Origin of the sequence: Bacillus yunxiaonensis (genome assembly GCF_037104695.1) — a bacterium.
In the GTDB taxonomy this organism is placed as follows: Bacteria; Bacillota; Bacilli; order Bacillales; family Bacillaceae_G; genus Bacillus_A; species Bacillus_A yunxiaonensis.
Genome location: NZ_JBAWSV010000001.1, coordinates 485,474 through 510,339, shown reverse-complemented (window position 1 = coordinate 510,339; position 24,866 = coordinate 485,474). Strand labels below are relative to the sequence as shown.

Sequence of the window (24,866 nt, the reverse complement as noted above, 5' to 3'; positions counted from 1 at the left end):
GACACCTTTGAGAAAATTCTTTTATTTTTGTATCTGTTTGCTTCTATTAGCAAGCTGCAGTACAAAAAAGAACGATAATGCAGCGAGTCCAAGTCCAACTTCGAATGCTAAATTAATTAGAACAAAAAGCGAAACAAATCAAGACGTTACATATAAATCAAATGAAAAAGTAGCGGATCACTTGGCAAGACTAGCATCGAGCGTACCGGGTGTAAACGATGCGACGGCAATTGTACTTGGAAAATACGCTGTAGTCGGAATTGATGTCAACGCAAAACTAGACCGTTCTAGAGTAGAGACAATTAAATATTCAGTAGCGGAAAGCTTAAAACATGACCCACTCGGAGCAAATGCAGTCGTTGTAGCAGATATCGATACGTATCAGCGCTTAAAAGACATGGGCAAACGAATAAAAGAAGGAAAAGCTGGTGAAGGCATTCTTGATGAACTCGCAGCAATTGTTGGTCGTGTAATGCCGCAAGTTCCAAATGATGTATTTGAAAAAAAACAGATCAATCCAACAAAAGAAAATGATCAACAATTAAACAGAAGTGAACAAAATGAACTAAAACAAGAACAAGTTGATCAATCCAATCAAAATTTAAAACGATAAAAAGTAATCCCCGTGTTATATAGCACGGGGATTACTTCTCGAGAATAAAAACTGAATATTTTATTTATTACTGAAAATGTTGTATGATTTTGCATGAAAGAAAACATATGTTTTTGTAAATGGAGGAATATAGGTCATGCAAATGAATAAATCTATTCAACTCGTTCCATATACGGAAAAATTTAAAGAATCATTACAAACGTTTACTTTGCCTGAAGAACAAGTGCAATTTACATCTCATCCAATGGAACTTTTAGACAAAACAGAGCAGGATACAACTCGAAATCCTATCGTTATTTTGGCTGACGACAAACCAGTCGGTATTTTTGCTTTGCAATCCGGTAATCGTGTACAAGAATATACAAACAAGGAAAATTCTTTGTTGCTTGTTTCGTTTTCAATCAACTACGCAGAACAAGGAAAAGGATACGCAAAACAAGCGTTATATCAGCTACCGAATTATGTAGATTCATATTTTCCGAACATAGAAGAAATTGTGTTAGCGGTCAATGAAAGAAATATTCCTGCGCAAAAATTATATGTAACAGTCGGATTTGAAGATAGAGGACATCGTAGAATGGGATCAATTGGACCACAACTAGTTTTATACTTATCATTGGAAAAGAATACTTCAGAAGATACAAAATAAATTAACTATATTATAATAATAAGGGGATTATGCATTTGATGTGAGAGTGTATATCCTCTTTATTTATTAAGTTTAATAAACTATTGAAAGCATTTACGGAGGATACTATGCAGATAAAATTAATACTTGCCGGCTATGGCACCGTTGGAAAAGAATTTGTAAAACTCATTCATGAAAAATCATCCTTTATTCAAAAAGAATTCGGTTTAGAGTTAATCCTTGTTGGTATTATTGGACGTGATTTCAAATTATATCATCCAGAAGGGCTTTGTATCGATACTTTACTTAAACTAGGCGGGGGATCAGAAGCTTTACACAAATATATAGAACAACATTCCGTTCGTAACGAAAAAATGAACGGTCATGTTTTCGTTGAATCTACACCAACCAATCTTGAAAACGGCAATCCAGGAAAGCAGTATATTTTACAGGCCATTGAAAACGGAATGGATATTGTTTCTATTTCAAAAGGAGCGCTTGTTACATCATGGAAAGAAATAAGTGAAGCAGGTCGGGCCGCAAATGTTCGCATCCGTTATAGCGGCGCAACAGCAGCGGCACTTCCTACACTAGATATAGGTCAATTCAGCTTAGCAGGATGCAAGATTGAACGTATTGAAGGCGTTTTAAACGGTACAACAAATTATATTTTAACGAAAATGCATGAAGACAACACTTCATATGCTGAAGCGTTGCAACAAGCACAGCAAAAAGGAATTGCTGAAACAAATCCTTCATTAGATGTAAGCGGAATGGATAGTGCTTGTAAGTTATTGCTGCTATCGAACAGTTTACTGCATACAGAATATACACTTGAAGATATAAGCATTGAAGGGATAGAAAATCTATCAAAACAAGATATACGAAAAGCAAAAGAACAAGGAAAACAATTCAAATTACTAGCTAGAGCATATACAGGCGATGCCGGAGAAGTGCGGCTTGAAGTACAACCATATGCAGTAGATTCAAGCCACTCACTAGCAAGTGTTATAGGAACTGAAAAAGGAATTACCTTTTACACGGATACAATGGGGGCAGTTTCTTCCATCGGCGGTGCATCCAATCCAAGGGGAGCAGCAGCAGCAGCTTTAAAAGACGTAATCAATCTATATCGAAAAAATATTTTATAATCTGATATACAATTATGTACAAATCCTGCCTATTTGGAAGAAGGGGATTTGTCATTTTCTAATATAAAAATAGTAATCTATTGTCAATTATCATTGAGTTTTTTTGTTTACTTTTTGGTATGAATAGGATTAAGATATTTTTTAAACACGTTATTGTTTAACTAATTGTACATATACAAAACAGAAAAATACCATTATGATATAGAAGCTAGAAAGAAAGCTGAAAGGGATTGAGAATTGTGAAAAAACTTGATGTACTGTTAATGGTGCTCAGTGTCCTGTTCCCAGTTGCAGGTATAATGAAACAAATGCCTCTACAATTATCATTATTTATGGGAGGATTATTGTTTTTAACTAGTTTTGGAAGTTATTATGCAAAAAAAATGCATTCACGAATATTTAGTTGGATAGCTTATACAGCATTTATCACACTCTTACTGACCATTTGGAATCAATTCGTAACAACCAGCTCTTTAGTAGCGAATGCCAAAATTGCTGCATGTATTGCTGTAATCCCGTTTTTATTCCGATTCCGTACGTATGCAATTACATTAGGATTACTCGCATTATGGGGCACTATGTTGTGGGATATAAAACAAGTACAATCATTAGCCGTTCTAGGACGGATGATGAACTTACTCACAACAGAACGATTGTATTTAGTCATTTTAGTGGCAGGTTTCTTACTTGGTGGATTACTTGCAAACGCACTACATCGTGATAACAGTAGTAACAGACAAGAAAAATCAAGCGCATTTAAACAAAAAAAGAAGCGAATGAGACCTACATTTAAAATTCGCATTCCAAGTTTGCCAAGAATTAAATTTAAAATGTTTAAGTTCGGTAAAAAATCTTCCAAACAAAGAGAAACTCGTCCGTATGAACGAAACTATGAAGAGAGAACACCAACTTATCATACAACACAAACAGAACAACATAGCAATACTGGAACGATACAAGGACAAACGAGAATGGAACGAAGAAAAAATCGTTATAATGCATAAAAAATATGTTTGTACAACTATAAAAACCCGTAATCCTCCGCATATATTCAGTGGGGGATGCGGGTTTTTCACTGTATAAAAACCATATTAAACATCGAAATTTTTTATGAAGACAAAATATATAATTCACGATCTTATAGTAAAATATATAAAAAATACATTAATAACAGGGAGGACATCATGCAAGAAAAATATGTACTCTCCTTTTTGCAACCGCAGTTTCCAAAACTAGCGGATATTGCATATAGCATAGAAAAGTGCGTCTATAATGATCCGCATGGAGCAATCGTTAAAGCTTGTTTATTTGGAGAAGCCGTTGCAAAAGAGATATGGGATAAAGAAAATTTAGAAAGTGTATATGAGGTAGAGCATGTAGAACGCATATATAAGCTATTTCGTGAAGGAATTATAGATGAACAGTTCCGTGATTATTTTAGTTTCATTCATAAAATTAGTAATAAAATTACTCATAATGTGTATTACGGTAGTATCGTAGAATCCATGCAAATCTTTCGTGTTGTCTTTAAAATCGCAGTTTGGTTTATGGAGTTATATGGTGATATCAGCTTCCAAGCTCCGGGCTATTGCAATCCGGAGATGCCACAAAAAACATCTGAGATTAATAACGATGAATTAACAGAACTAGTAAGTAAAACAGTGGAAGAAACAATTGGAAAATCCATTCAAACAACGATACAAGAAGTATTCGCACAAATGATGCAACAACAAGAGATAATCAATGTCGCTGTCAAGAAACAAGAAGAAACACTAATTGCTATTTGCAATGAAGAGAAAATAGAAGAAACACTAATTGCTATTTGCAATGAAGAGAAAATAGAAGAAACACCAACTGTTATTTCTAATGAAGAGAAAATAGAAGAAACGCCAATTGTTATTTCTAATGAAGAGAAAATAGAAGAAACGCCAATTGTTATTTCTAATGAAGAAAAAATAGAACAAGTACCTGACACAACTTTTGATCTAGTTGCATATCTCCAAAAATACAATGTAGATGTAATTGACAGACGTGAATTTGGAAGTACATTGTGGGCGCTTGGCGACTGGGAGTTAAATGAAATTTTATTCCCATTAAAAGAAAAGAACATATTCTTTCGCTTTGTGGCAAGAGGCAATCGGATGACAAAAAATAAACCAGCTTGGTTTTTATTTGGTTCGCACTTAACAAATGGAATATCAAAAACAACAACGAATAAAACAATCGAAGCAACATCAAAACAAGATGCACAGCAAGAACAGGAAAAAACCGCGCAGTTTGATCTTTTGACTTATTTGAAATCACAAAATGTCAAAATGATAGATAAACGTAATCGAGGCGGAACATTATGGGTTATCGGTGGCTTGGAGCTTAGCAAAATTTTATTTCCACTACAAGAACATAAAGTCTATTTTCGTTATATGGCGAAAGGTAATCGCACGACAAAAAATAAACCAGCTTGGTTTTTAATGAGAAAAAATGGAGAAAAACGTACATCTACTATTCTTTAAACAATTGCTCCATTTATCTCCATTGAATTTCCGGTTATCTATATCATATGGAATTTCCGCAATAAACCTACTTTAAAGTAGGAAGGAATAGATAGTATATTTGTTTTATATACTTTCAAGCGGTAATGGTGACCTAAGTAAGAAAATTTTTCTCCGTTCACAAATTCTTTTTTTGATAGAATCTTCAATTTTATTAATTTCGCGTAGTTTTTTTACAATTCCTAATGCTTTTCTTTTTAATATAGGAGGTAGTTGCTCGTCAGTAATTCCTTCAGTGGCTAATACTTGTACACTCCATTCGATTGCTATGTATACTAGATATTGTATTCTATTGTTTTACCGTATTGGATTACCAGTATGATTAGCTAATCTTCCTTTTTAAGCATGAAGATAGTGTATAATTAATAAGAGAAACAATCGAATATATTTTGTGTATGTTAACTCAGTTATATAATGTGTTCTTTGCTTAGAGCTTCTGCCAATTACATACCTAATAAAAATACACACATAAAGGGGAAATTATGCTCAAACATTTACAGAAAACACTCGAACATTTAACTGAAGACGAAGCAAAGGAAGTGCTCTTCAATATACTCACACAACTTCACTCACTAGAAATACATTTTAATAAGGAAGCATTTACCTCCCTTACAAATACACCGAGAGAATTAATTCAACAACACATACTAAAGACTGATATTACGAAAAGTAAGCATGTCCATATCGCTTTTGATGATTCAGCAGCAGGTTCTTTAAAATACGCTCTAAAAGAAGCCAACACTCAAGAAGAGCATGTTTTGTTATTTTCTGATGCTTTTTCTGTTGGCCCTCTTTTTCACTTAGATCAAGAGGCAGGGCAACTGGCGCGAAAGCAATGGATCCCCACCTTACCACTGGACTTTTGCCCGTCACGCGCTTGAAGATGGGACTTCTTTCGGAAATACGTTAAATAAAACAGCTGATACACGATTTGAGGAGAGTAACAATGGTATATTTACGACAATTGGTATATTTTAGTTATCAACAAGCTCTTTCCTGCATTTTTCCTGTACTAATCTTTTTAACACTTGCTCTTTCGAAGTTTATCCATATTCCTGGTCTATACCGTTATGATTTTATCTTACTCGTTTGTCTTCTCATCCAATATGGAATGTATGAAACAGGGCTAGAAACAAAAGAGGCGATCCGTCTTGAAGAAAAGAAGAGTAATAGCCTTTTTTACATGTATTGTAATAGTTGCTTTCGGAATAGTGATTGCCGTATTCAATAAAATGAATTATGAAAACGATTTAGATTGTAGAGCTAATGCTGTTCAAATAAAAGCTGTTGCGGTAAACCATAAGAATCAACCTGTATCTAATGTAAAAGTTTATGAAAATTCAATCGCTAATCAGGAGCGTACTGTTACAAATTCACAAGGGGAGTTTCAATTTTACTCCGGTGTTTGCGGTAAGATTACTTTAATATTTGTTACTCCAGATGGAAATACATACACAAAAAAATATGATAGGGAGGATGTACCTAACATAGTAAAGTTAGAGTCGTAATTTATATAGATCAACAAGCAAGAGGTGTACAACTGAACATCTCTTTTTTTTGTTTCAACATAAAAAGTAATATTTAGTCGTAATTTTCTCAACTTTTATAAAATTCAATACGTTATAATGTTCATTAGGTGCTACGGTCACCAAATATTTCTAAAGGTGGAGGTTGGAAGTATGTCTTCAAACAATGAAATGAATCGCAACATATTGCCTGAGATACAATTAACTTCATCAAAATTTAAATATGAAGCATATGACATTTACAAAGAGTTACGTGCATCTCATCCTGTCTATCCGGTATATCCTAAAAATTGGCTTATTACAAGATATGAAGATGCAGTGAGTCTTTTGAAAGATGCACGATTACTGAAAAATGCTGAAAATGTATTTAGTAAAGAAGAATTTGAAGCCTCTTTTACACTAGAAAATGGAGAATTTTTGAGAAAACAGATGCTAAACTCTGATCCACCTGACCATAGTCGCTTAAGATCCCTTGTTCAAAAAGCTTTTACTCCGCAGATGATTTTACAACTGAAAGATAGTATCCAATCCATTGCTGATACTTTACTAGATAAAGTAGAACACCAGCACACTATAAACCTTGTAAACGATTATGCTTTCCCGCTGCCAATTATTGTGATAAGCGAGATGCTTGGTATCCCTCAAGAAGATCGAGATAAATTTAGAATATGGTCACATGCAGTCATTGATTCTCCAGAGACGCCAGAAGCTATTCTTGAAGTCGATAAAAAACTAGGTGAATTCGTTCACTATCTACAATATTTAATAGATAAAAAACGAGAAAATCCTTCAGACGATTTAATAAGTGCATTAATACAAGTAGAAAGCGAAGGAACAAAATTAAGTGCACCAGAATTAAGTTCGATGATTATGCTGCTTATCGTTGCTGGACACGAAACAACTGTCAATTTAATTACAAACATGACGTTAGCGTTACTTGAGCATCCTGATCAGTTGCAACTTCTGCGACAAAATCCTGATTTAATTGATTCGGCAATCGAAGAATCATTACGCTTTTACAGCCCTGTTGAATTAACGACTATGCGCTGGGCAGCGGAATCATTTACATTACATGATCAAAACATTCAGCCAAAAGATGCGATTATCATTTCATTAGCCTCTGCCAATCGCGATGAAAAGATATTTCCAAACGCAGATGTTTTTGATATTACAAGAAAAAATAACCGTCATCTTTCTTTTGGACATGGCATTCATTTCTGCCTTGGTGCGCCGCTCGCACGTTTAGAAGCAAAAATTGCAATTCCTACCTTATTACATCGAATGCCTAATCTTAAAATAAAAGGAAGAAGGGAGGACGTAAAGTGGAGTGGTAATTATTTAATGAGATCATTAGAGGAATTACCATTATCTTTCTAACCGAATATACATGAAATAGTATGACACTCCTTTAGGCTGTTAATACTAAACAAAAAGGAGGTGTCATACTATGGCTCAAGATGTTCTTTGTGAAGTAAATAACTGCAAGTACTGGGGTAATGGGAATAAGTGCAATGCAGAGGCTATTTATGTAGTAAGTCATACAGGTAAACAAGCATCTGATAGTAAAGAAACAGATTGTAAAACATTTATACCAGAAGTTTAATTTTCTAAGGGTAACCAAGATGTAGGTTACCCTTTTATTATTTATATTATTGATAATAAATATCATTTCCATTCATAGTTTTATACATTTTTTTATTTCAAGAAAGAATATTCCTACATTGAAGTAAAATAGCTTGTTTCTTGTATATATTGTTTCATTCAACTTTGTAAAACAAATAAATAACGGATTTCATATCTTTAAATGAATCTCATTTTAACAAAGCAGACATGGATTATTTTCTGATAGCCAAGAGAAATATCCTTTCTAACGATTTTTAAATTATAAATATGTATTTAGCACATATTCATAATTTTATTACAAAAACCATTTAATCCTTGACATGAAATGCGTTTCATAAATTATAACTAAGATGTTGTTAAATACACTTATATATGAGAACGATATCAATCGTTATATAGAAATGAAAGCAGGGAATAAAATGAAACTCATTGCAATTGATTTAGACGGAACTCTTCTTACATCAAAGAAGATAATTAGTGAAGAAAATGCTGCCGCTATTAAGGAATGTCAGGAAAAATGCCATGTTGTAGCTATTTGTACAGGGCGCTCTATAATAGATGTTCAAAAACTTTTGCAAGAAGCAAATTTAAACTGTCCTATCATTGCAGAAAACGGTGCAATTTTGTATTCAAATAACAAAATGTTACAACGATATCCAATCGCAACTGAACATGCGAAAGAAATTGTTGATTACCTAGAAGAAAGAAATATGTTTTATCAATTGTACACAGATCAAGGTGTATACGTTCCGGAATATGGCGAAGAAAGGGTTCAATTTGAGATGGATTTTATAATGGAATCTGATTCACTTGCTGATAAAGAAGAACTAAAGCATATAGCAGCTTTATATTTACAGCATACTGAAATCGAAAAAATTGGAAGTTGCAAACCACTATTTTCAAAGCAAATTCATATTCATAAAATACTACCATTCTCGTATCAGAAGGACAATTTAATGTTATTGAAAGATCAATTCATCAATAATAAGGAATTATCAATTACCGCATCTTACTGGCACAATCTTGAAATCAATCATATTCACGCCCAAAAAGGAAATGGCTTATATACGTTAGCGAATCATCTTGGTATATTAAGAGAAAATACTGTTGCAATTGGTGATGGTTTAAACGATATGTCTATGATGGAGAAAGCCAACATATCTATCGCAATGGGAAATGCGGTGGAAGAAATCCAGGAAATTTGTCGTTACAAAACACTTTCAAATGATGACCACGGTGTTGCTTATGCCCTTCGCCGCTATGTCTTAAATAATATAAATAGTTAATGATGAAAAAGAGAACAACTTTTGTTGGAATTTGTTCTCTTTTTTTTGTTTTTATCCACTTTCCTCCTCAATTCTATTGAAAAACAAAAAATTTCTAAATAACTTTTCTTTTTCTATATACCTTGATGAATATAATTCGTATAATAAAAAAGCTAAATAAATTAAAAATTAGACATAATTAAAAAATTAATATAAATACATTTAAATTACATTTATAGAGTTAGAGGTGGGAGTATATGTACCGGCTTACGGAACTTATTAATATTGAGGAAATACAAACAATAGCAGAACAATTTTATCTTTTAACACATATTTCACATCGGCTTCTTGATTGTAATGGAGAGGTATTATTTCATTACGGTACACAATCCATCGATTTAAATTTACATACAAAAATTCATGTCCCGATTATAATTAATGAACAAGCTATTGGTGACTTCATCATTTTTGCTCCCCAAAATCTTGTTGAGTCTTGCACAATATATTTCAAATCTCTTGCAGCGTTAATGACTAGTAAATTGCATCAACTTAAGGGAAATCTATCAATACCTGCTGATAATCTGTATACCATTTTACAAAGCATGCCGGTTTTAGTTAATGCATGTGATGAAGAAGGTGTTTTCGTTGTATGGAATAGAGAATGCGAACTAGTAACTGGTTATAGCGCAGCTGAAATTGTTAAAAATCCTCATGCACTAGAATTACTCTATCCCGATGAAGAATACCGAAATCAACAGCTACATGAATTCTCTGTGGTGGGTAAAAACTTCCGGGGTTGGGAAATGGTGCTTACTTGTAAAAACGGTGATAAAAAAACGATTGTGTGGTCAAATCTATCAGAAGAGTTCCCGGTCCCTGGATTTAGCCATTGGGCAATTGGCATTGATATTACGCATCGAAAAAAGGTAGAAGAGGAACTCATAGAAAAATCCTCAGAGTTAGAATTAATCTTTAAAGCACTTCCAGATTTATGTTTTTTAACCAATTTTGATGGAACAATCGTTGATTATAAAGCGGGCTGTCCATCAAAGTTTTATGTACCTGTCGAACAATTTATGGGGAAAAAATTTCAAGATGTTTTACCTTCAGATATCGCCCGAGAGCTGCATGAAGCAATTGCAGAAATACAACAGAAAAATTCTATGGAAATTGTAGAGTATTCCTTACCAATGCATGATAGTACTTATTTTTTTGAAGCAAGATGTTTGCCACTTTTAGCAGATAAAGTTATGGTTATAGTTCGTGATATTACAGAGAAGCAAAAGACGGCGGAATTATTAAATAAATCAGATACATTAGCTGCGGTTGGTCAACTTGCTGCAGGAGTTGCGCATGAGGTACGAAACCCTCTAACTGTCATTAAAGGATTTATACAATTATTACAAACTCGAGATAGACGTGATATAGAATATTTTCAACTCATGATTTCTGAAATTGAGCGAATTGAATCTATCATTCATGAATTTTTATCGATCGCTAAACCGGAGATAAATTCTTTCGAAAGGAAGAACCTTTGTTTCGTATTAGAAAATGTTGTGTCATTAATTAACACGAAGGCAATTATGACAAATATTCACATTGAATGCCAAACATATCCTGACTTCTTGTATATTGATTGCTGCGAAAATCAATTAAAGCAAGTATTTATCAATATTTTACAAAATTCTATTGAAGCAATGCCAAATGGAGGGGAAATCATAATTACTGCTAAAAAAATGAACGACAATGAGGTAGTGATTTGTATTTCAGATGAAGGAATAGGTATTCCAGAAGAAAGAATTATAAAACTCGGAGAACCTTTTTATAGTACGAAAGAAAAAGGGACAGGCCTTGGTCTAATGATTAGTTATAAAATTATTGAAAGTCATCAAGGAAGGATTCATATAACAAGTAAAGTGGGAATAGGGACCTCGGTGGAAATTTATTTACCAATTTCTCAATCTGTTTAATAGAAGAGATGTTTTGTAATTTTAAGTGAATAGCTATTTAAGAGTAAAAGAATCTATTTATCGGTAAATTCTTTTACTCTCATTTTATTAAACTAATCTCCAATATACACCTCAAAGGCATATTTTTCTCGCCCCTGTTCCAAAATAGTACTTCCATCCAACAATTCTGCTTACTGTAAAAGTTGATGTAAAAAGATTAATTTAAACCTTCTATCCATAATCTATGTATAATTTAACACTTATGAATAGATTATGATCCTTTAATGAACAATTATACACTTTCTCATCTAATTTTAATCTTTCTTTCACGGTCTTTTCTTTTTTTATGGTTAAAATATAAATCAACCATTACTTTACATAAGTGCAGGGAGAAGGGGATGGAAATGTCAAAAAGTCTATTCAATCAAATTTTTCATTTATCTATAAAAATTATAGGGTCTTGTATTATTGCATTTAGTGTTACAATATTAGTGTTGAATTTCATGGTAGGAGATCAAATCGTATTAAAAGGTCTGAATAAAAATCTTGGTTCTCTGGCAGAATACGGAGCGATTGCAGCAGGTTCTTTATGGTTATTTCGTAATATTTGGTTATATTTGCATAAAAGGAAAATAACGGTTGCAAAATACACAAAAGAACTTTATATGTTATTAAAGAAATACCATATGTTCATCGGATATGCAGTTTTTTCAGTTGCTACTTGTCATGGGATATATTTTTTAATGGTAGGTAGCCGTCATATGATTCGGATTTATAGTGGAATTTTCACTTTGATAGGATTAGTTCTTGTTGTGATAGCAGGGATTCTATTACACAAACTAAAAGATAAGAAAAAATATATAAAGTATCGAAAAGCTCACCAAATTGTTGCCATTATATTTGGAATTGGATTACTTATTCACCTTTACGTATAGGAGTGATAGTATTGCAACGAATTTTAATTATAGAAGATGAAGAAAGTTTAGCAGAATTTTTAGAGTTAGAACTAAAATATGAAGGATATGCAGTAGATGTTGTGTATGATGGACGAAAAGGATTAGAAACTGCTCTTAACCATAATTATGACATTATTCTTCTTGATTTAATGCTTCCTGGTCTGAACGGAATAGAAGTATGTCGCCGATTACGTGCAACAAAAGAGACACCTATTATTATGCTAACAGCTCGTGATAGTATTATGGATCGTGTAACTGGATTAGATAGCGGCGCAGATGATTATTTACCAAAGCCTTTTGCCATTGAAGAATTATTAGCAAGAATGCGTGTAATCTTAAGACGGAATCAAAAAGAAGAACATAAAAATAAACTCCTTTTAAGATTTAAAGATTTAGAACTCGACGTAGAATCTCGAACGTTGCACAAAATAGAAGAGATCATTGAATTAACAAATAAAGAATTTGAGTTACTTATGATGTTTATGAAAAATATTAATCGTGTGTTGACGAGAGATATGCTTTTGGAGCAAGTATGGGGATACAATGCAGTGGTGGAGACGAATATAGTAGACGTATATGTTCGTTATCTACGTAATAAATTGAATAGCCAAGACAAAGAAACTTATATTCAAACTGTCAGAGGCGTAGGGTATGTGATGCGATGATGAAGCAATTAAAAAAACACATCCGAAATCTTCCCGTAAAATGGAAATTAACACTATGGTCAAGTGCATTATTATTTATCTTGTTCTTTTTATACAATATTTTACAGTATGTTATCATTGACCATTGGACGCTAAATTATGAAAAAAAACAAATTGATAGGCAAGTAAAAGAAATAGCAGCCTATTTCAATAACGAGAATACAAATCACACAGCAAATACGATTGAAAATAGCAAAGAGTTTCTTGCAAGTATAAATGATAAAAATCAAATGATTCGAATTTTGGATGCAAAAGGAAAAGTACTTGTCACTGTTTCCCGCGACTTTAATCCGAACTGGGTTGTTCCAATGAATGTTGATCAATCAGAAACCTCTATGACAAGGCATCTTGAAGATAATGTACTTGTGCAGCGTATGCCTATTACAACACGTACATTTACTGGCACAATTGAAGTTGGGCAAAATTTCGAAGCTTTCGATCATTTAATGAAGCTGATTTTTCTCGTTATGGTAGCTGCTGGTATTGGCGGATTATTACTTAGCTTTTTAGGCGGTACAATTCTTGCAAAGCAACTTTTATTAAGTGTTCAAGCTATTACAGATACGATGAATAAAATAAAGACAAATGGTTTAAAAGAAAGAGTGCCGATTCACGAAAATAACGATGAATTTGCCAAGCTTGGATTACTTTTTAATGAGCTGATGGACAATTTAGAAATTTCCTTCATGCAACAAAAACAATTTGTTGAAGATGCATCCCATGAATTACGCACACCACTTGCGATTATACAAGGGCATCTCTCTATGTTAAATCGTTGGGGAAAAGACGATCCTGATGTCTTGCAAAAATCTCTGAATTCGAGTTTAAAAGAAGTGGATCGTCTCAACAAGCTTGTATCAGAGTTATTAGAATTATCTCGAGCAGAATCTGAACAAATATATCCTGTTGCAGCCGAGCCTGTACATGTAAATGCAGTAATAGAACAAGTCACACAAAATTTCGAATTGTTACATGCTGACTTTCAATTCGATAGACAGTTACATGCGAATCATGCTTATGTTTCTATTCCTTCTTCTTATCTCGAACAAATTTTAGTCATCGTACTAGATAATGCTATAAAATATACAAAAGAACATGAAAAATACATTTGTTTGAAAAGTGAGATAGAAGAAGATGAAATTAAGATTACCATTATAGATCATGGAGTAGGCATACCTGAATCTGATCTACCATATGTACTCAATCGCTTTTATCGAGTTGATAAAGCAAGAAGTCGGAAACAAGGTGGAAATGGATTAGGGCTTTCCATTGCCAAGCGCCTTACAGAAAAATACAATGGACGTATCATGATAGACAGTAAAGAACACGTAGGAACAAAGGTTACTTTATCGTTTTATTGTGTAAAAAATATATAACAAAAGCGGAAGATATCTTATATATCTTCCGCTTTTGTTATGAGAGACTAGCATAGAAATTTTTAAGATACAGAAGAAAAATGAGAAAAAGATGAGAAAAAATTAAAGAGTATTTCATATAGCTAGTGTATAATGTGTAAATCAACAATAATTGATAACATGTTTAATTAAGTAAGGAGAAACTGATATGAATTACACAATATTTCACTGGATCAATAGTTGGGCAGGGGCGTCTACTTTTCTAGATAAAGGAATGATATTCATTACAAAGAGCGCACCCTTTGTTGCAATTATTTTCCTGCTTTCTTTATGGTTTAGCAACAAACAAAAAGAAACCGCTATTCGTAAGCAATATACAGCTTTGTATACGGTTCTTTCTCTTGGTATAGCATTACTTGTAAATGCTGTGATTCACTTAGTATATTATCATCCACGACCATTTATCACGTACCATGTACACCAATTAGTACCACACGCTAATGATTCTTCGTTTGTAAGTGATCATGCTGTACTTGTATTTTCTATCGCATTTACAATGCTTTTACGTGGAGAAGCTTGGAAAAATGTCGCTTTACTTTGGGCTATACTAGTTGGTATTTCACGTATATATGTTGGTGTCCATTACCCAGCAGATATTATAGGGGGAGCCGTTTTAACTTTCGTAACAAGCGCTTTAGTTATTAAATATACAAATAAAATAGAACCTTTAGCACGTCTAATGTTCCAAGTTTACGCTAAAATAACAAAACGAATTCCGTTATTATCTAAGTACAATCACACAATGTAACGATCTGACAATTGATTTTATTTGAAATCGGAGCTTAACATATTTCTGAAATTCATCCCCATCTTCAAACGCGTAACGGGCAGTAGCTCAGCGGTAAGGTAGGGATGAATTTTTATTAGGCACATCCTAACTCACTTGTAAGAACAAGCAATTGTTATTGTGGTGGATACATTCCATATCTGATATATTTACCCATTTATAAGATTTAGATGAGTTTTGTATATATTGTCCGTTGATATCTTGTATGTACATCATTTCCCTTGTAAATCCTTCCACAAATCCTGCTTATCCAAATCCATTCATCTTATCACCTAAATAGATTCCATTTACATGTAGTGTATTTTTCTTGTTTCTGTTTGCATTTGTATTTGACATACAGTGTATGCTATTTGGAAAAAGTTTAGTATACAGATAAATGGTCATACTAGTAATAATATACATCAATTTAAAGGATGGTATTATGATTTATATCTATACTGACTATGGCGGAACACATACAACTTCACTAGCAGCAGCGTACCATTTGAATAAGCTGCCGACTGATCGAAAACTTACGAAAGATGAAATATTAAATGTTGATTATTTCAATAAATTAAAAACCTCTGATATGGGGAAAATCATTTTTCATGGACGAGATGAAAATGGAGATCCTGTTTATACGGTTGGCCACGGTGCATCTAAAGTTGTCGTTCCAGCTTTAAAAAATTTAAGTGTGCTATTACAAGATAAATATCAAAACCATGAAAAAATTGTATTCTCTAATACATCACCAACTGTTCCAATTGCTATGACATTTGGTGGTTTATTTTCAAGAAGATTAAAAATCGATTTTATTGGTGTACCATTATTAGTTTTCGGCGCAAAACAAGCCTGTAATAATATTATTAGGCTTGTAGAATATACGAAACAAGCCGGAAGACTAACAAATGATGATGTTGTAGTATTAGAAAATGAAAACTTTAAATAGTTTATAACAAAAAGGATGGCTAACAATATATTAGCCATCCTTTTTGTTATAATATCTCAACTTTTTTTCGAATCACAATCTTGTCAATGTCCTCTTCTTCATCACCAACATATAAACCACGTTCTTTCAAATACATCTCAAAATACAAATCAGCTTCAGCACGCTCATCGTATGGCTTCACAGATAAAACAAATCCCATTTTATTTTGTTCTTCCAATTCAACCGTAGAAATATAGGCGGGGATTTTATTACGTAAAAATAACTCTTTAACTGGAATAATCATGTCTTTCATTAACTTTGATAAAAGACTCATTTCAAATTCAAAATTAAAGCGATCAATGCTAGATAAATCTGCAAAAACAACTCCAATAAAACCAGTATTAAAAATTTCTTGGTAATCTATCTCTTCTATCTTTCCGTTGTAAAAATTCTTTTCAATTAAGTAATTTTTAAAATAAGCAACGCCTTCAGACTCTTTAAAAGGTTTCGTAGAAAGAACGAAACCAATTTTCTTTTGTTTATGTAAATACACGCATGATAAATAAGCGGCAACATTATGTTCAGCAAAAAGAGAACTGGTTGCTTGTACAAGACCATCTAATACATGATGTGCAATATGTAGTCGTTTACGGGAAAAATAATATGATTTTTTTTGTAATTCCAATGTATCGATAAACACAGAGCCAATAAAGCCTGTATTTGAAATGGTAGGAGTATGCTTTTTTCTTCCTCTGCGTTTATTTTGAGCCAATGTAATCCATCCTTCCTAATACCCATCCGATAGGGGAGAGGGAGTATAAAACGAACATTTGTTCTTATATTAATATTGTACTATTTACTGGTTAAAAAGTAAATGTTTTATCTTTAAAAATAAAGTGAAACTTCCATCAGTGGAGGGGTTTTCCCCACTGATGGAAAACTCTCACTAATCGGGCGCATGCCAGCAGTTATCCCCACCTATCTTGAATCTTGAGATGGGGGTCTTACTGCCCTCGAATAGCGGGATAAATAAAAAGATGCCTCAAAAAGGCATCTAAATGAAGAAAAGGGGTGAGAAATCACCCCTTTTGAATTAAATATATTTATATTAAGAAATAGATACGATTTCTTCTGCATCTTCAACGTCTAAATGACAATCCATTGTACGTACATCTTGATCTTCATGGCTTCCAAAATAAATAGTAATTTTCATATGTATCGCTCCTTTATTTTAGGAATACCTAAAATAATCATTTATTGATTTCTATTATATACCACTTTACATATTCGTACAATCTTCTCAATATTAAAAAACAGTTTATTTAATATTGAGAAGATTGCTATAATAAAGTTATCTATATTGAAGGAGGAATTAACATGCAAAAAACACTAAAAACATTTTCAAATGAAGGAAGAGGAGTGAATATCAACTAACACAAGATAACACTCCTACTTCCGAAAATCATCATAAAAAATGAATAGTGGAAAGTAGGAGAACAATTGAAGAAACGAACAATCGCGTCACATAACATTGGAATTTTATTTTGGGTGCAATTTTTTGGGACGATTAGTTTTTTACAGCCGGTAATGACACTTTTTTATATGGAAAGGGGCTTAACAGCAGCAAATATATTTGTTGTACTCATGTGTTGGAGTGGAGCCGTACTTGTTGGAGAATTACCAACAGGTATTTTTGCTGATCGATTCGGTGCAAAGTTGTCATTTTTAACAGGCTCTATCATAAAAACGTTTAGTATTTCTATTTTATTATTTGCAGATAATCTATGGCTATTTTGTCTATATAGTTTATTGAACGGTTTTTCGGTTACATTTTTCTCTGGCGCAGATGAAGCGTTAATTTATGAGTCATTAAAGGAAACGAATGAACACCATTTAATGGACAAAGCAATGGGGAAAATCCAATCCGCAGGCTTTATTTCAATGTTAATCGCAGTAATCTTCGGTTCGTATTTCGCTAAAGATTTACGCGAAGAACAATTTACAATTTTAATTGTACTCGGAATATTATTTCATCTGATAGAACTTGTTTTATTATTTTTTATTAAAAGCCCAAAGAAACTATCATCTTACCGGGAAGAATCTTTTTCACAAGTAATCGAAGGAATAAAGGTGATTCGTAAAGCACCACAATTACTCGTTATGTTTTTAAACGTCTCTCTTGTATTCATACCGGCAAGTGCAGTATATGATACATTTAACCAACCATTATTCACAAACGCAGGCCTTCCTGTATTTGCAATTGGTATTATGTATGCTTTAGCTGCCATCCTTGGGTACTTTTCTTCAATATCAATCGGATGGCTTACTAGCAAATTCTCACGTATAGTTTTAATGAATGTAACAGGTGGTTTAGCTGTTTTAGGGCTGCTTTTATCAACGTTTTATGGAAATACACTATGGGTCGTATTAGGGGCGTTCTTTATTTTACGGTTTGTACGTGCCATTCGATATCCGATTTATTCACAGCTTAGTAATGACATTATACCGTCTCATGTACGAGCAACAACGATTTCGTTACTGTCTATACTAGATTCGATATTAGATCTTGCTATTTTCGGAACACTATCATTCTTAGCTGTTAATGCATTACCATTTGTATTTGCTGGTTGTGCATGTATTGCATGTATCGGAACGTTTTTACCGATTAAAAGTGTTAAAAAGGATATTACAGTACATCATTCAATGAATCGAAATATAGAGTAAAAAAGCACCCCAAAAGTGTACCGTACGCTTTTGGGGTGTATACAATATTAAAATGTATGATTGGAAGTAGCTTGAAATGATTTTATATCTCGGGGGTAAACACAATGCTATATATACAAAAGGCGAACCAAGATGATTTACAATGGATTAATTTTCAATATAAAAAGGTTAATTTTGCACCATCATATTTAGATAATGAAAAGATTGGAATTGCGTATTATAATGGTCAAAAAGCCGGCTTAGGAAGATTAGTAAAAGTTGATGAAAACAACTTTGAAATGGGTGGGATATACACGTTAGAAGACTATAGAGGAAAGAAAATAGCTGATAGTATCGTTGCATTTCTTATTCAAGAAGCTCGGAAACTTCAAATTCAAGATGTATATTGCATTCCATATGAACATTTAAAACCTTTTTATAGTAAACATGGATTTAAAGAAGTAGTAGATTTAGCTGCGGTTCCTAAACAGATTATAGATAAATATAATTGGTGCTTAAAGCAATATGATATAAAAACATTGTTAATGAAATTATAGACTTGAGAACACACATAAGCTGTGTTTTTTTTGTTTTTCGAAAAAGTACGGACAAGGAAAACAAATTTATTCCTTTATAATCTCCCTCTAATACTCCAAACGACTTGCTGTATACTTGTTTCTCGATACTGCTATATTTATATTCCTTATTTTATTTCGGAAAATTGTTATATTCACACTCTTAGAATTATTTTTATATAACCCCAAATTAGGCATTTGAACAAGTTACAATACCTAATTGTAGGTCATATTTTGTTGGTGAGTGCATTCACAATAATCTATCGCCTTACTTATTGCGGGACGTATTTTCATTATGGCCCGTTAAAAAATACATGGGGGTTATGAAATGAATAATTTTCAACAAGAACTACAAACGTTAAATCTGAATGATTATCATACTGGTAATGTCATGTACTGGGATAGCCTAGCTCCTTCTCCATACTATATTGATGATGATTATACTCGTCGTTGCGGCGGATGTGGTCGTTGCGGAGGGTTCGGTCGTTGCGGAGGGTTCGGTCGTTGCGGAGGGTTTGGTCGTTGCGGATTCGGATGCTTTGGATGCTTTGGATGCATTGGATTTGGATGTGGCGGATGTGGTGGTTGCGGTGGATGTGGTGGTTGCGGCGGCGGATTCTGCGTGGACGGAGTATGCTTTGTTTAATTCCTATTTTTTAATTGAAACTTCAAATTCAAAATGTATATTGCATTCCATATGAACATTTAAAACCTTTTTATAGTAAACATGGATTTAAAGAAGGAGTAGATTTAGCTGTGGTTCCTAAACAGATTATAGATAAATATAATTGGTGCTTAAAGCAATATGATATAAAAACATTGTTAATGAAATTATAGAATTGAGAACACACATAAGCTGTGTTTTTTTTTGTTTTTCGAAAAAGTACGGACAAGGAAAACAAATTTATTCCTTCATAATCTCTCTCTAATATTCCAAACGATGTGCTGTATACTTGTTTCTTGATATTGATATAATTATATTCCTTATTTCATTTCGGAAAATTTTTATATTCACACTCTTAGAATTATTTTTACATAACCCCAAATTAGGCATTTGAACAAGTTACAATACCTAATTATAGGTCATACTTTGTTGAAGAGTGCATTCAAAAAAACTATTGTCCTATCTATTACAGGACGTATTTTTATTATGGCTTGCTAATTATTTACATGGGGGTTATGAAATGAATAATTTTCAACATGAATTACAAGCGTTAAATCTGAATAATTATCAAACTGGAAATGTCGTATACTGGGATAGCCAAATTCCTTATTCATACTATGTTGATGGGGACTATACTCGTCGTTGCGGCGGATGTGGCCGTTGCGGAGGATTCGGTCGTTGCGGAGGATTTGGATGCTTTGGATGCGGTGGTTGCGGTGGTTGCTTCGGATGCTCGTTGTTCTGGTTTATTTAATATTGATTTGTTAACGGAAATTTTACTTCAAGAAAAGTGTTGCTACATGATTTTTGTTGCAGAAACACTTTTCTTGAACTGTTCCTCACTTTTCCATTTGACATAAGAAAAAATAGGATACATAAAATTGTTATGACGGAAGTTATCACGTTTATTCAAGAACAATGAACAGAGAAGGAGGAGTACAATGACAAATTTAAACGCTTCTACACGTTTAAAAATGAAAAGAGATACTTTTTTTCTCTCTGATCCAAAAGGAGAAGTGTATTTTAGAAATAATGCCAGTTCATTCCGAATGGAAGGCAAGTCTATCAACCAATGGATTGAAAAACTGATACCGATGTTCAATGGAGAATACACATTAGGAAATTTGACAGATGGCTTATCTGAACCATATCGAAAGCGAGTATTTGAAATAGCAGAAATACTGTACCAAAATGAATTTGCAACAGATATAAGTCAAGATCATCCACACCAATTACCAGAAAACATTCTCCAAAAATATGCATCTCAGATTGAATTTTTAGATAACTTCGGCGTTTCAGGTGCATATCGTTTTCAATCTTATCGCCAAACGAAAGTATTAGTTGTTGGCTCTGGTTCTTTTTTTGTTTCTCTTATTTCCGCATTACTTGAATCTGGATTACCGAAATTTCATATGATGATTACTGACCCAGCATCAACCAATCAAAGACGAATAAAAGAATTAATAGAACATGCCCAAAAAACAGACCCTGAGGTGAGGGTCGAAGAAATTTTTCCACAAAAAGAAAAAGTAAATATTTTAAAAAGGGCTTTGCAACCATTTCATACAATTTTGTATGTAACACAAGAAGAAGACATAGAGAAATTAAAAATTCTTCATTCCATTTGTAAAGAAGAAAAAAAGACTTTCATCCCCGCCATATATATGCAAGGAGTCGGATTAGCCGGGCCACTCGTACACCCAGAAAGTGATGCTTGCTGGGAATCAGCTTGGCGACGTATGCACAAGTCCGCATTTTCTAAAACTTCTCATGAACACACTTTTTCTTCTACAACAGAAGCAATGTTAGCAAATGTAGTTGTATTTGAACTATTTAAAAATGTTACAGATGTAACGAATCCCACCCAAACGAATCAACTTTTTCTGCTAAATTCCGAAACGTTAGAAGGAAACTGGCATTCCTTTTTACCTCATCCTTTAGTAACTGAGCAAATGGAAATCGAATGGGTTCGAGATTTCCATACAAGAATCAATCAGAACGCAAATAAAAATGAATTGAATGAAACTACTCTGGACTTGAATTATCTTGTATCAAAAGAAGTAGGGATTTTTCATATTTGGGAAGCAGGAGACTTGAAACAGCTGCCATTGGCTCAATGTCGCATTCAAACAGTTGATCCGCTGTCAGAAGGGCCTGCTGAATTATTACCAGATATGATTTGTACAGGTTTAACACATATGGAAGCAAGGTACGAAGCTGGATTAGCCGGAGTAGAGACTTATATGTCACAAATGGCTAGCTTACTTGTTTCAAAACTTTCCGAACATCCGCAAATAAGAACTATGACAGATTCACAGAAGGTTGTAGGAATTGGAACCGGAAAAACAATTCCAGAATGTGTTTTACGAGGATTACAAAAGTGTTTGAATGAAGAATTTCATAAAAGACAAATGAGCCAAAATATTGCTATTTCTCGGGTAGAATTAGACGCAATAGAAGATGAGCGCTGCCGCTTTTATTTGCAAGCACTTACCACTCTGCAAGGAACACCTACAATCGCTTTTGGAGAACCCATTTTCGATTTTCCTGTTATATGGGTCGGCACGAATAATCGTTGGTACGGAAGTGTAGGATTCGATATAACTATAGCACTGCGAAATGCATTACAGCAGGCACTTATAGAAGCACAAAATTGTGATGATTGTCTTACATCACAAGCATTAGAGTCTTCATCAGTTTTATTACCAGATAAAACGCCATTACATTTCGTTATTTCTTCTTACGAAGACAAGACACAATTAGAAATATTACAATCTGCTGAACAGATACTAAAACAGAACGGAAAACGGCTCTGTGTATTTGAAATAACGCTAGAAGCAGTCTGGAAGGAGGAGTTGGCAGGGATATTTGGAGTATTATTGGGAGAGGAGGAATCCCAATGAGCACCTCCATTTTAATTATTGGAGAGGGACTATTGGCAAATCACGTATATGAAGAATTATCTGTCCAATATGAAATCAATCAACACACTGACTTTGATCTAAAAATACCCGCAACAACTGATTTAGTTCTCCTATTACACGATACTTGGAATCCTTCTTTTCATATAGAAGCAGAAAGTATACTTCAATCAACGAATATTCCTTGGCTGCGAGCCTTCGTTTCATTCGGAGAAGGAATAATCGGTCCGTTAGTTCGTCCCGGCACACCAGGATGTTCCCAATGCGCAGATATACGCCGTACTTTCGCAGGAAATGATTCTAAAGAGATGTGGAAGATATTGCAGAGTCTAACAACAAAAAAGGAAATGCCCCGAGACACATGGGCATCAAGGAATGGATTATTACAGATGACGCATATTTTGTTAGAAGAAGTGCGGTGCATTTTACAAGATGATCATGCACGATCAGAAGGTCACATGTTTTTCGTTAATTTACAAACATTGAAAAGCTCATATCATTTTTTTCTACCTCATCCTTTATGCTCAAATTGTAGTCAAGTGCCTAATGATTCATCAAATTTAGCCGAGATTTCATTGCAATCAAGCCCGAAGATTAACATAAATGATTATCGCTGTCGTTCAATCTCTGAACTGAGTAAAGTATTAGCCAAGGATTATTTAGATTATGAAACTGGGTTTTTAAATGCTAAAATGTATAACCTTACACCTCCATTTGCCGAGGTAACTGTAAATCTTCCGTTTCTCCTTGGAAATGAAGTAACAGCTGGCCGTACCCATTCATATGCAACTAGCGAATTAACTGCTATTTTAGAAGGATTAGAACGATATTGCGGTCTAGAACCTCGGGGGAAACGTACAGTTATTCAGGACACATTCCGCAATTTAGCTCATCAAGCACTTAATCCCCTTGAAGTGGGTGTACATGCAAAGGAACAATATATGCAACCTAATTTTCCATTTAAACCGTTTCATCCAGATCGTCCAATGAATTGGGTATGGGGTTATTCGTTTTTGCAAGAACGTCCAATTTTAGTTCCAGAACTACTTGCTTATTATAGTTTAGGCGGTAGAGATGGTTTTGTTTATGAGACTTCTAATGGTTGTGCATTGGGTGGCAGTTTAGAGGAAGCGATTTTTTATGGCATTTTGGAAATAATTGAGCGCGATTCATTTTTGTTAACTTGGTATGCTCAGCTTCCTCTCCCGCGTCTGGATCTTTCTTCTGTCCATGATCAAGAGTTGCAGTTGATGATAGAACGCGTGCGTGCAGTAGGGGGATATGATATACATTTGTTTAACTCGACCATGGAGCACGGAATTCCAAGTGTCTGGGCACTGGCAAAAAATAGAAAGGAGAAGGGAATAAACATTAACTGCGCAGCTGGAGCTCATTTAGATCCGGTACGGGCAACGAAAAGTGCAATTTATGAATTAGCTGGCATGATGTTAACGCTTGATAATGAATTTGAGGCGAATCGTAAGAAATATGTACAGATGTTCCATAATCCTTCCCTGGTGAAGCAAATGCCTGACCATCCTATGGTATGCGGGTTGCCAGAAGCGGAAGAACGATTTCAGTTTTTGCTAGATAAGAATTGTCCGTTACAAACATTTACTGAGGCATTCAAACAGAAAACAAGACATGCGGATTTGACAGATGATTTAAGAGAAATGCTTCAGATGTTGCACCAGTTAAACTTCGATGTCATTGTAGTAGATCAGACAACACCAGAAATAATGCGAAATGGATTACATTGTGTGAAAGTACTCATTCCAGGAATGTTGCCAATGACATTTGGGCACCATCTTACACGCTTAACAGGTTTAGAAAGAGTATTACGGGTACCAATGGAACTTGGGTATACGAAGCAAGCGCTAACGTTTGAACAACTCAATCCACATCCACATCCGTTTGCGTAAGTGATGAT

General features: G+C 33.9%; 23 protein-coding genes and 1 pseudogene. 23 read left to right on the top strand and 1 reads right to left on the bottom strand.

Going from position 1 to position 24,866, the window contains the following annotated elements; translation table 11 throughout:
- Nucleotides 1-7: 7 nt before the first annotated feature.
- The 17 genes and pseudogenes from WAX78_RS02530 to WAX78_RS02450 all read left to right on the top strand — a co-directional run bounded on the left by WAX78_RS02530 (nucleotide 8) and on the right by WAX78_RS02450 (nucleotide 16,094).
- The gene (locus WAX78_RS02530) at nucleotides 8-613 is read left to right on the top strand and encodes a YhcN/YlaJ family sporulation lipoprotein (RefSeq protein ID WP_336480719.1); all 606 of its coding nucleotides are present in this window, start codon (nucleotides 8-10) and stop codon (nucleotides 611-613) included.
- 136 nt (nucleotides 614-749) lie between these two features.
- Nucleotides 750-1,262: a GNAT family N-acetyltransferase gene (locus WAX78_RS02525; RefSeq protein ID WP_413789147.1), complete on the top strand. Its 513-nt coding sequence runs from the start codon at nucleotides 750-752 to the stop codon at nucleotides 1,260-1,262.
- A gap of 107 nt (nucleotides 1,263-1,369) precedes the next feature.
- Nucleotides 1,370-2,392 carry a homoserine dehydrogenase gene (locus tag WAX78_RS02520; RefSeq protein ID WP_336480718.1) on the top strand — a complete coding sequence of 341 codons (1,023 nt, stop codon included), beginning with the start codon at nucleotides 1,370-1,372 and terminating at the stop codon, nucleotides 2,390-2,392.
- Between the two features lie 239 nt (nucleotides 2,393-2,631).
- Nucleotides 2,632-3,396 carry a DUF3959 family protein gene (locus WAX78_RS02515; RefSeq protein WP_336480717.1) on the top strand — a complete coding sequence of 255 codons (765 nt, stop codon included), beginning with the start codon at nucleotides 2,632-2,634 and terminating at the stop codon, nucleotides 3,394-3,396.
- Nucleotides 3,397-3,576: 180 nt separating this feature from the next.
- Nucleotides 3,577-4,902, top strand: a complete 1,326-nt coding sequence (locus tag WAX78_RS02510) for a hypothetical protein (protein WP_336480716.1) — start codon at nucleotides 3,577-3,579, stop codon at nucleotides 4,900-4,902.
- A gap of 521 nt (nucleotides 4,903-5,423) precedes the next feature.
- Nucleotides 5,424-5,822, top strand: coding sequence for a DUF1835 domain-containing protein (locus WAX78_RS02505; RefSeq protein ID WP_336480715.1), 399 nt, complete (start codon nucleotides 5,424-5,426; stop codon nucleotides 5,820-5,822).
- A gap of 65 nt (nucleotides 5,823-5,887) precedes the next feature.
- Nucleotides 5,888-6,094: pseudogene (locus WAX78_RS02500) on the top strand (DUF817 family protein); the annotation flags it as partial.
- A complete protein-coding gene (locus WAX78_RS02495) occupies nucleotides 6,093-6,449 on the top strand; it encodes a hypothetical protein (RefSeq protein ID WP_336480714.1) in 357 nt (118 codons plus the stop codon). The pseudogene WAX78_RS02500 and the gene WAX78_RS02495, both read left to right, overlap by 2 nt.
- 171 nt (nucleotides 6,450-6,620) lie before the next feature.
- A complete protein-coding gene (locus WAX78_RS02490; RefSeq protein WP_336480713.1) occupies nucleotides 6,621-7,844 on the top strand; it encodes a cytochrome P450 family protein in 1,224 nt (407 codons plus the stop codon).
- A 70-nt stretch (nucleotides 7,845-7,914) separates the two neighbouring features.
- On the top strand, nucleotides 7,915-8,070 hold the full coding sequence (locus tag WAX78_RS02485) for a DUF1540 domain-containing protein (RefSeq protein WP_336480712.1): 156 nt from the start codon (nucleotides 7,915-7,917) through the stop codon (nucleotides 8,068-8,070).
- Nucleotides 8,071-8,509: 439 nt separating this feature from the next.
- Nucleotides 8,510-9,376, top strand: coding sequence for a Cof-type HAD-IIB family hydrolase (locus tag WAX78_RS02480; RefSeq protein ID WP_336481341.1), 867 nt, complete (start codon nucleotides 8,510-8,512; stop codon nucleotides 9,374-9,376).
- Between the two features lie 236 nt (nucleotides 9,377-9,612).
- Nucleotides 9,613-11,325, top strand: coding sequence for a PAS domain-containing sensor histidine kinase (locus WAX78_RS02475; protein WP_336480711.1), 1,713 nt, complete (start codon nucleotides 9,613-9,615; stop codon nucleotides 11,323-11,325).
- A gap of 383 nt (nucleotides 11,326-11,708) precedes the next feature.
- Nucleotides 11,709-12,239 (top strand): hypothetical protein, encoded by a 531-nt coding sequence (locus WAX78_RS02470; RefSeq protein WP_336480710.1) that lies wholly within the window; start codon nucleotides 11,709-11,711, stop codon nucleotides 12,237-12,239.
- Between the two features lie 11 nt (nucleotides 12,240-12,250).
- Nucleotides 12,251-12,925 carry a response regulator transcription factor gene (locus tag WAX78_RS02465; protein ID WP_336480709.1) on the top strand — a complete coding sequence of 225 codons (675 nt, stop codon included), beginning with the start codon at nucleotides 12,251-12,253 and terminating at the stop codon, nucleotides 12,923-12,925.
- Nucleotides 12,922-14,340: a HAMP domain-containing histidine kinase gene (locus tag WAX78_RS02460; RefSeq protein WP_336480708.1), complete on the top strand. Its 1,419-nt coding sequence runs from the start codon at nucleotides 12,922-12,924 to the stop codon at nucleotides 14,338-14,340. The genes WAX78_RS02465 and WAX78_RS02460 overlap by 4 nt, the downstream gene beginning before the upstream one ends.
- A gap of 187 nt (nucleotides 14,341-14,527) precedes the next feature.
- Complete coding sequence (locus tag WAX78_RS02455) at nucleotides 14,528-15,127, top strand: undecaprenyl-diphosphatase (RefSeq protein ID WP_336480707.1); 600 nt, start codon at nucleotides 14,528-14,530, stop codon at nucleotides 15,125-15,127.
- Between the two features lie 460 nt (nucleotides 15,128-15,587).
- Nucleotides 15,588-16,094: a DUF3189 family protein gene (locus WAX78_RS02450; protein ID WP_336480706.1), complete on the top strand. Its 507-nt coding sequence runs from the start codon at nucleotides 15,588-15,590 to the stop codon at nucleotides 16,092-16,094.
- A gap of 46 nt (nucleotides 16,095-16,140) precedes the next feature.
- On the opposite strand, the gene WAX78_RS02445 is transcribed toward WAX78_RS02450, so the two are convergent.
- A complete protein-coding gene (locus WAX78_RS02445) occupies nucleotides 16,141-16,845 on the bottom strand; it encodes a hypothetical protein (RefSeq protein ID WP_336480705.1) in 705 nt (234 codons plus the stop codon).
- A gap of 728 nt (nucleotides 16,846-17,573) precedes the next feature.
- On the opposite strand from WAX78_RS02445, the gene WAX78_RS02440 reads away from it, so the two are divergent.
- The 6 genes from WAX78_RS02440 to WAX78_RS02415 all read left to right on the top strand — a co-directional run bounded on the left by WAX78_RS02440 (nucleotide 17,574) and on the right by WAX78_RS02415 (nucleotide 24,858).
- Entirely contained in the window at nucleotides 17,574-18,797 is a 1,224-nt protein-coding gene (locus tag WAX78_RS02440; protein ID WP_336480704.1) for an MFS transporter, read from the top strand.
- A gap of 104 nt (nucleotides 18,798-18,901) precedes the next feature.
- On the top strand, nucleotides 18,902-19,333 hold the full coding sequence (locus WAX78_RS02435; protein ID WP_336480703.1) for a GNAT family N-acetyltransferase: 432 nt from the start codon (nucleotides 18,902-18,904) through the stop codon (nucleotides 19,331-19,333).
- Nucleotides 19,334-19,679: 346 nt separating this feature from the next.
- Nucleotides 19,680-19,997 carry a heterocycloanthracin/sonorensin family bacteriocin gene (locus tag WAX78_RS02430; protein WP_336480702.1) on the top strand — a complete coding sequence of 106 codons (318 nt, stop codon included), beginning with the start codon at nucleotides 19,680-19,682 and terminating at the stop codon, nucleotides 19,995-19,997.
- A 538-nt stretch (nucleotides 19,998-20,535) separates the two neighbouring features.
- The gene (locus tag WAX78_RS02425; protein WP_336480701.1) at nucleotides 20,536-20,769 is read left to right on the top strand and encodes a heterocycloanthracin/sonorensin family bacteriocin; all 234 of its coding nucleotides are present in this window, start codon (nucleotides 20,536-20,538) and stop codon (nucleotides 20,767-20,769) included.
- Nucleotides 20,770-20,956: 187 nt separating this feature from the next.
- Nucleotides 20,957-22,918, top strand: a complete 1,962-nt coding sequence (locus WAX78_RS02420) for a putative thiazole-containing bacteriocin maturation protein (RefSeq protein ID WP_336480700.1) — start codon at nucleotides 20,957-20,959, stop codon at nucleotides 22,916-22,918.
- Entirely contained in the window at nucleotides 22,915-24,858 is a 1,944-nt protein-coding gene (locus WAX78_RS02415; RefSeq protein ID WP_336480699.1) for a TOMM precursor leader peptide-binding protein, read from the top strand. The genes WAX78_RS02420 and WAX78_RS02415 overlap by 4 nt, the downstream gene beginning before the upstream one ends.
- Nucleotides 24,859-24,866 lie beyond the last annotated feature (8 nt).

Bases quoted from the DNA above. Each gene is read 5' to 3' on its own strand.
- WAX78_RS02525 (WP_413789147.1), top strand. From the start codon at position 750: ATGCAAATGAATAAATCTATTCAACTCGTTCCATATACGGAAAAATTT.
- WAX78_RS02520 (WP_336480718.1), top strand. From the start codon at position 1,370: ATGCAGATAAAATTAATACTTGCCGGCTATGGCACCGTTGGAAAAGAA.
- WAX78_RS02510 (WP_336480716.1), top strand. From the start codon at position 3,577: ATGCAAGAAAAATATGTACTCTCCTTTTTGCAACCGCAGTTTCCAAAA.
- WAX78_RS02505 (WP_336480715.1), top strand. From the start codon at position 5,424: ATGCTCAAACATTTACAGAAAACACTCGAACATTTAACTGAAGACGAA.
- WAX78_RS02490 (WP_336480713.1), top strand. From the start codon at position 6,621: ATGTCTTCAAACAATGAAATGAATCGCAACATATTGCCTGAGATACAA.
- WAX78_RS02485 (WP_336480712.1), top strand. From the start codon at position 7,915: ATGGCTCAAGATGTTCTTTGTGAAGTAAATAACTGCAAGTACTGGGGT.
- WAX78_RS02480 (WP_336481341.1), top strand. From the start codon at position 8,510: ATGAAACTCATTGCAATTGATTTAGACGGAACTCTTCTTACATCAAAG.
- WAX78_RS02475 (WP_336480711.1), top strand. From the start codon at position 9,613: ATGTACCGGCTTACGGAACTTATTAATATTGAGGAAATACAAACAATA.
- WAX78_RS02470 (WP_336480710.1), top strand. From the start codon at position 11,709: ATGTCAAAAAGTCTATTCAATCAAATTTTTCATTTATCTATAAAAATT.
- WAX78_RS02460 (WP_336480708.1), top strand. From the start codon at position 12,922: ATGATGAAGCAATTAAAAAAACACATCCGAAATCTTCCCGTAAAATGG.
- WAX78_RS02455 (WP_336480707.1), top strand. From the start codon at position 14,528: ATGAATTACACAATATTTCACTGGATCAATAGTTGGGCAGGGGCGTCT.
- WAX78_RS02450 (WP_336480706.1), top strand. From the start codon at position 15,588: ATGATTTATATCTATACTGACTATGGCGGAACACATACAACTTCACTA.
- WAX78_RS02435 (WP_336480703.1), top strand. From the start codon at position 18,902: ATGCTATATATACAAAAGGCGAACCAAGATGATTTACAATGGATTAAT.
- WAX78_RS02430 (WP_336480702.1), top strand. From the start codon at position 19,680: ATGAATAATTTTCAACAAGAACTACAAACGTTAAATCTGAATGATTAT.
- WAX78_RS02425 (WP_336480701.1), top strand. From the start codon at position 20,536: ATGAATAATTTTCAACATGAATTACAAGCGTTAAATCTGAATAATTAT.
- WAX78_RS02420 (WP_336480700.1), top strand. From the start codon at position 20,957: ATGACAAATTTAAACGCTTCTACACGTTTAAAAATGAAAAGAGATACT.
- WAX78_RS02415 (WP_336480699.1), top strand. From the start codon at position 22,915: ATGAGCACCTCCATTTTAATTATTGGAGAGGGACTATTGGCAAATCAC.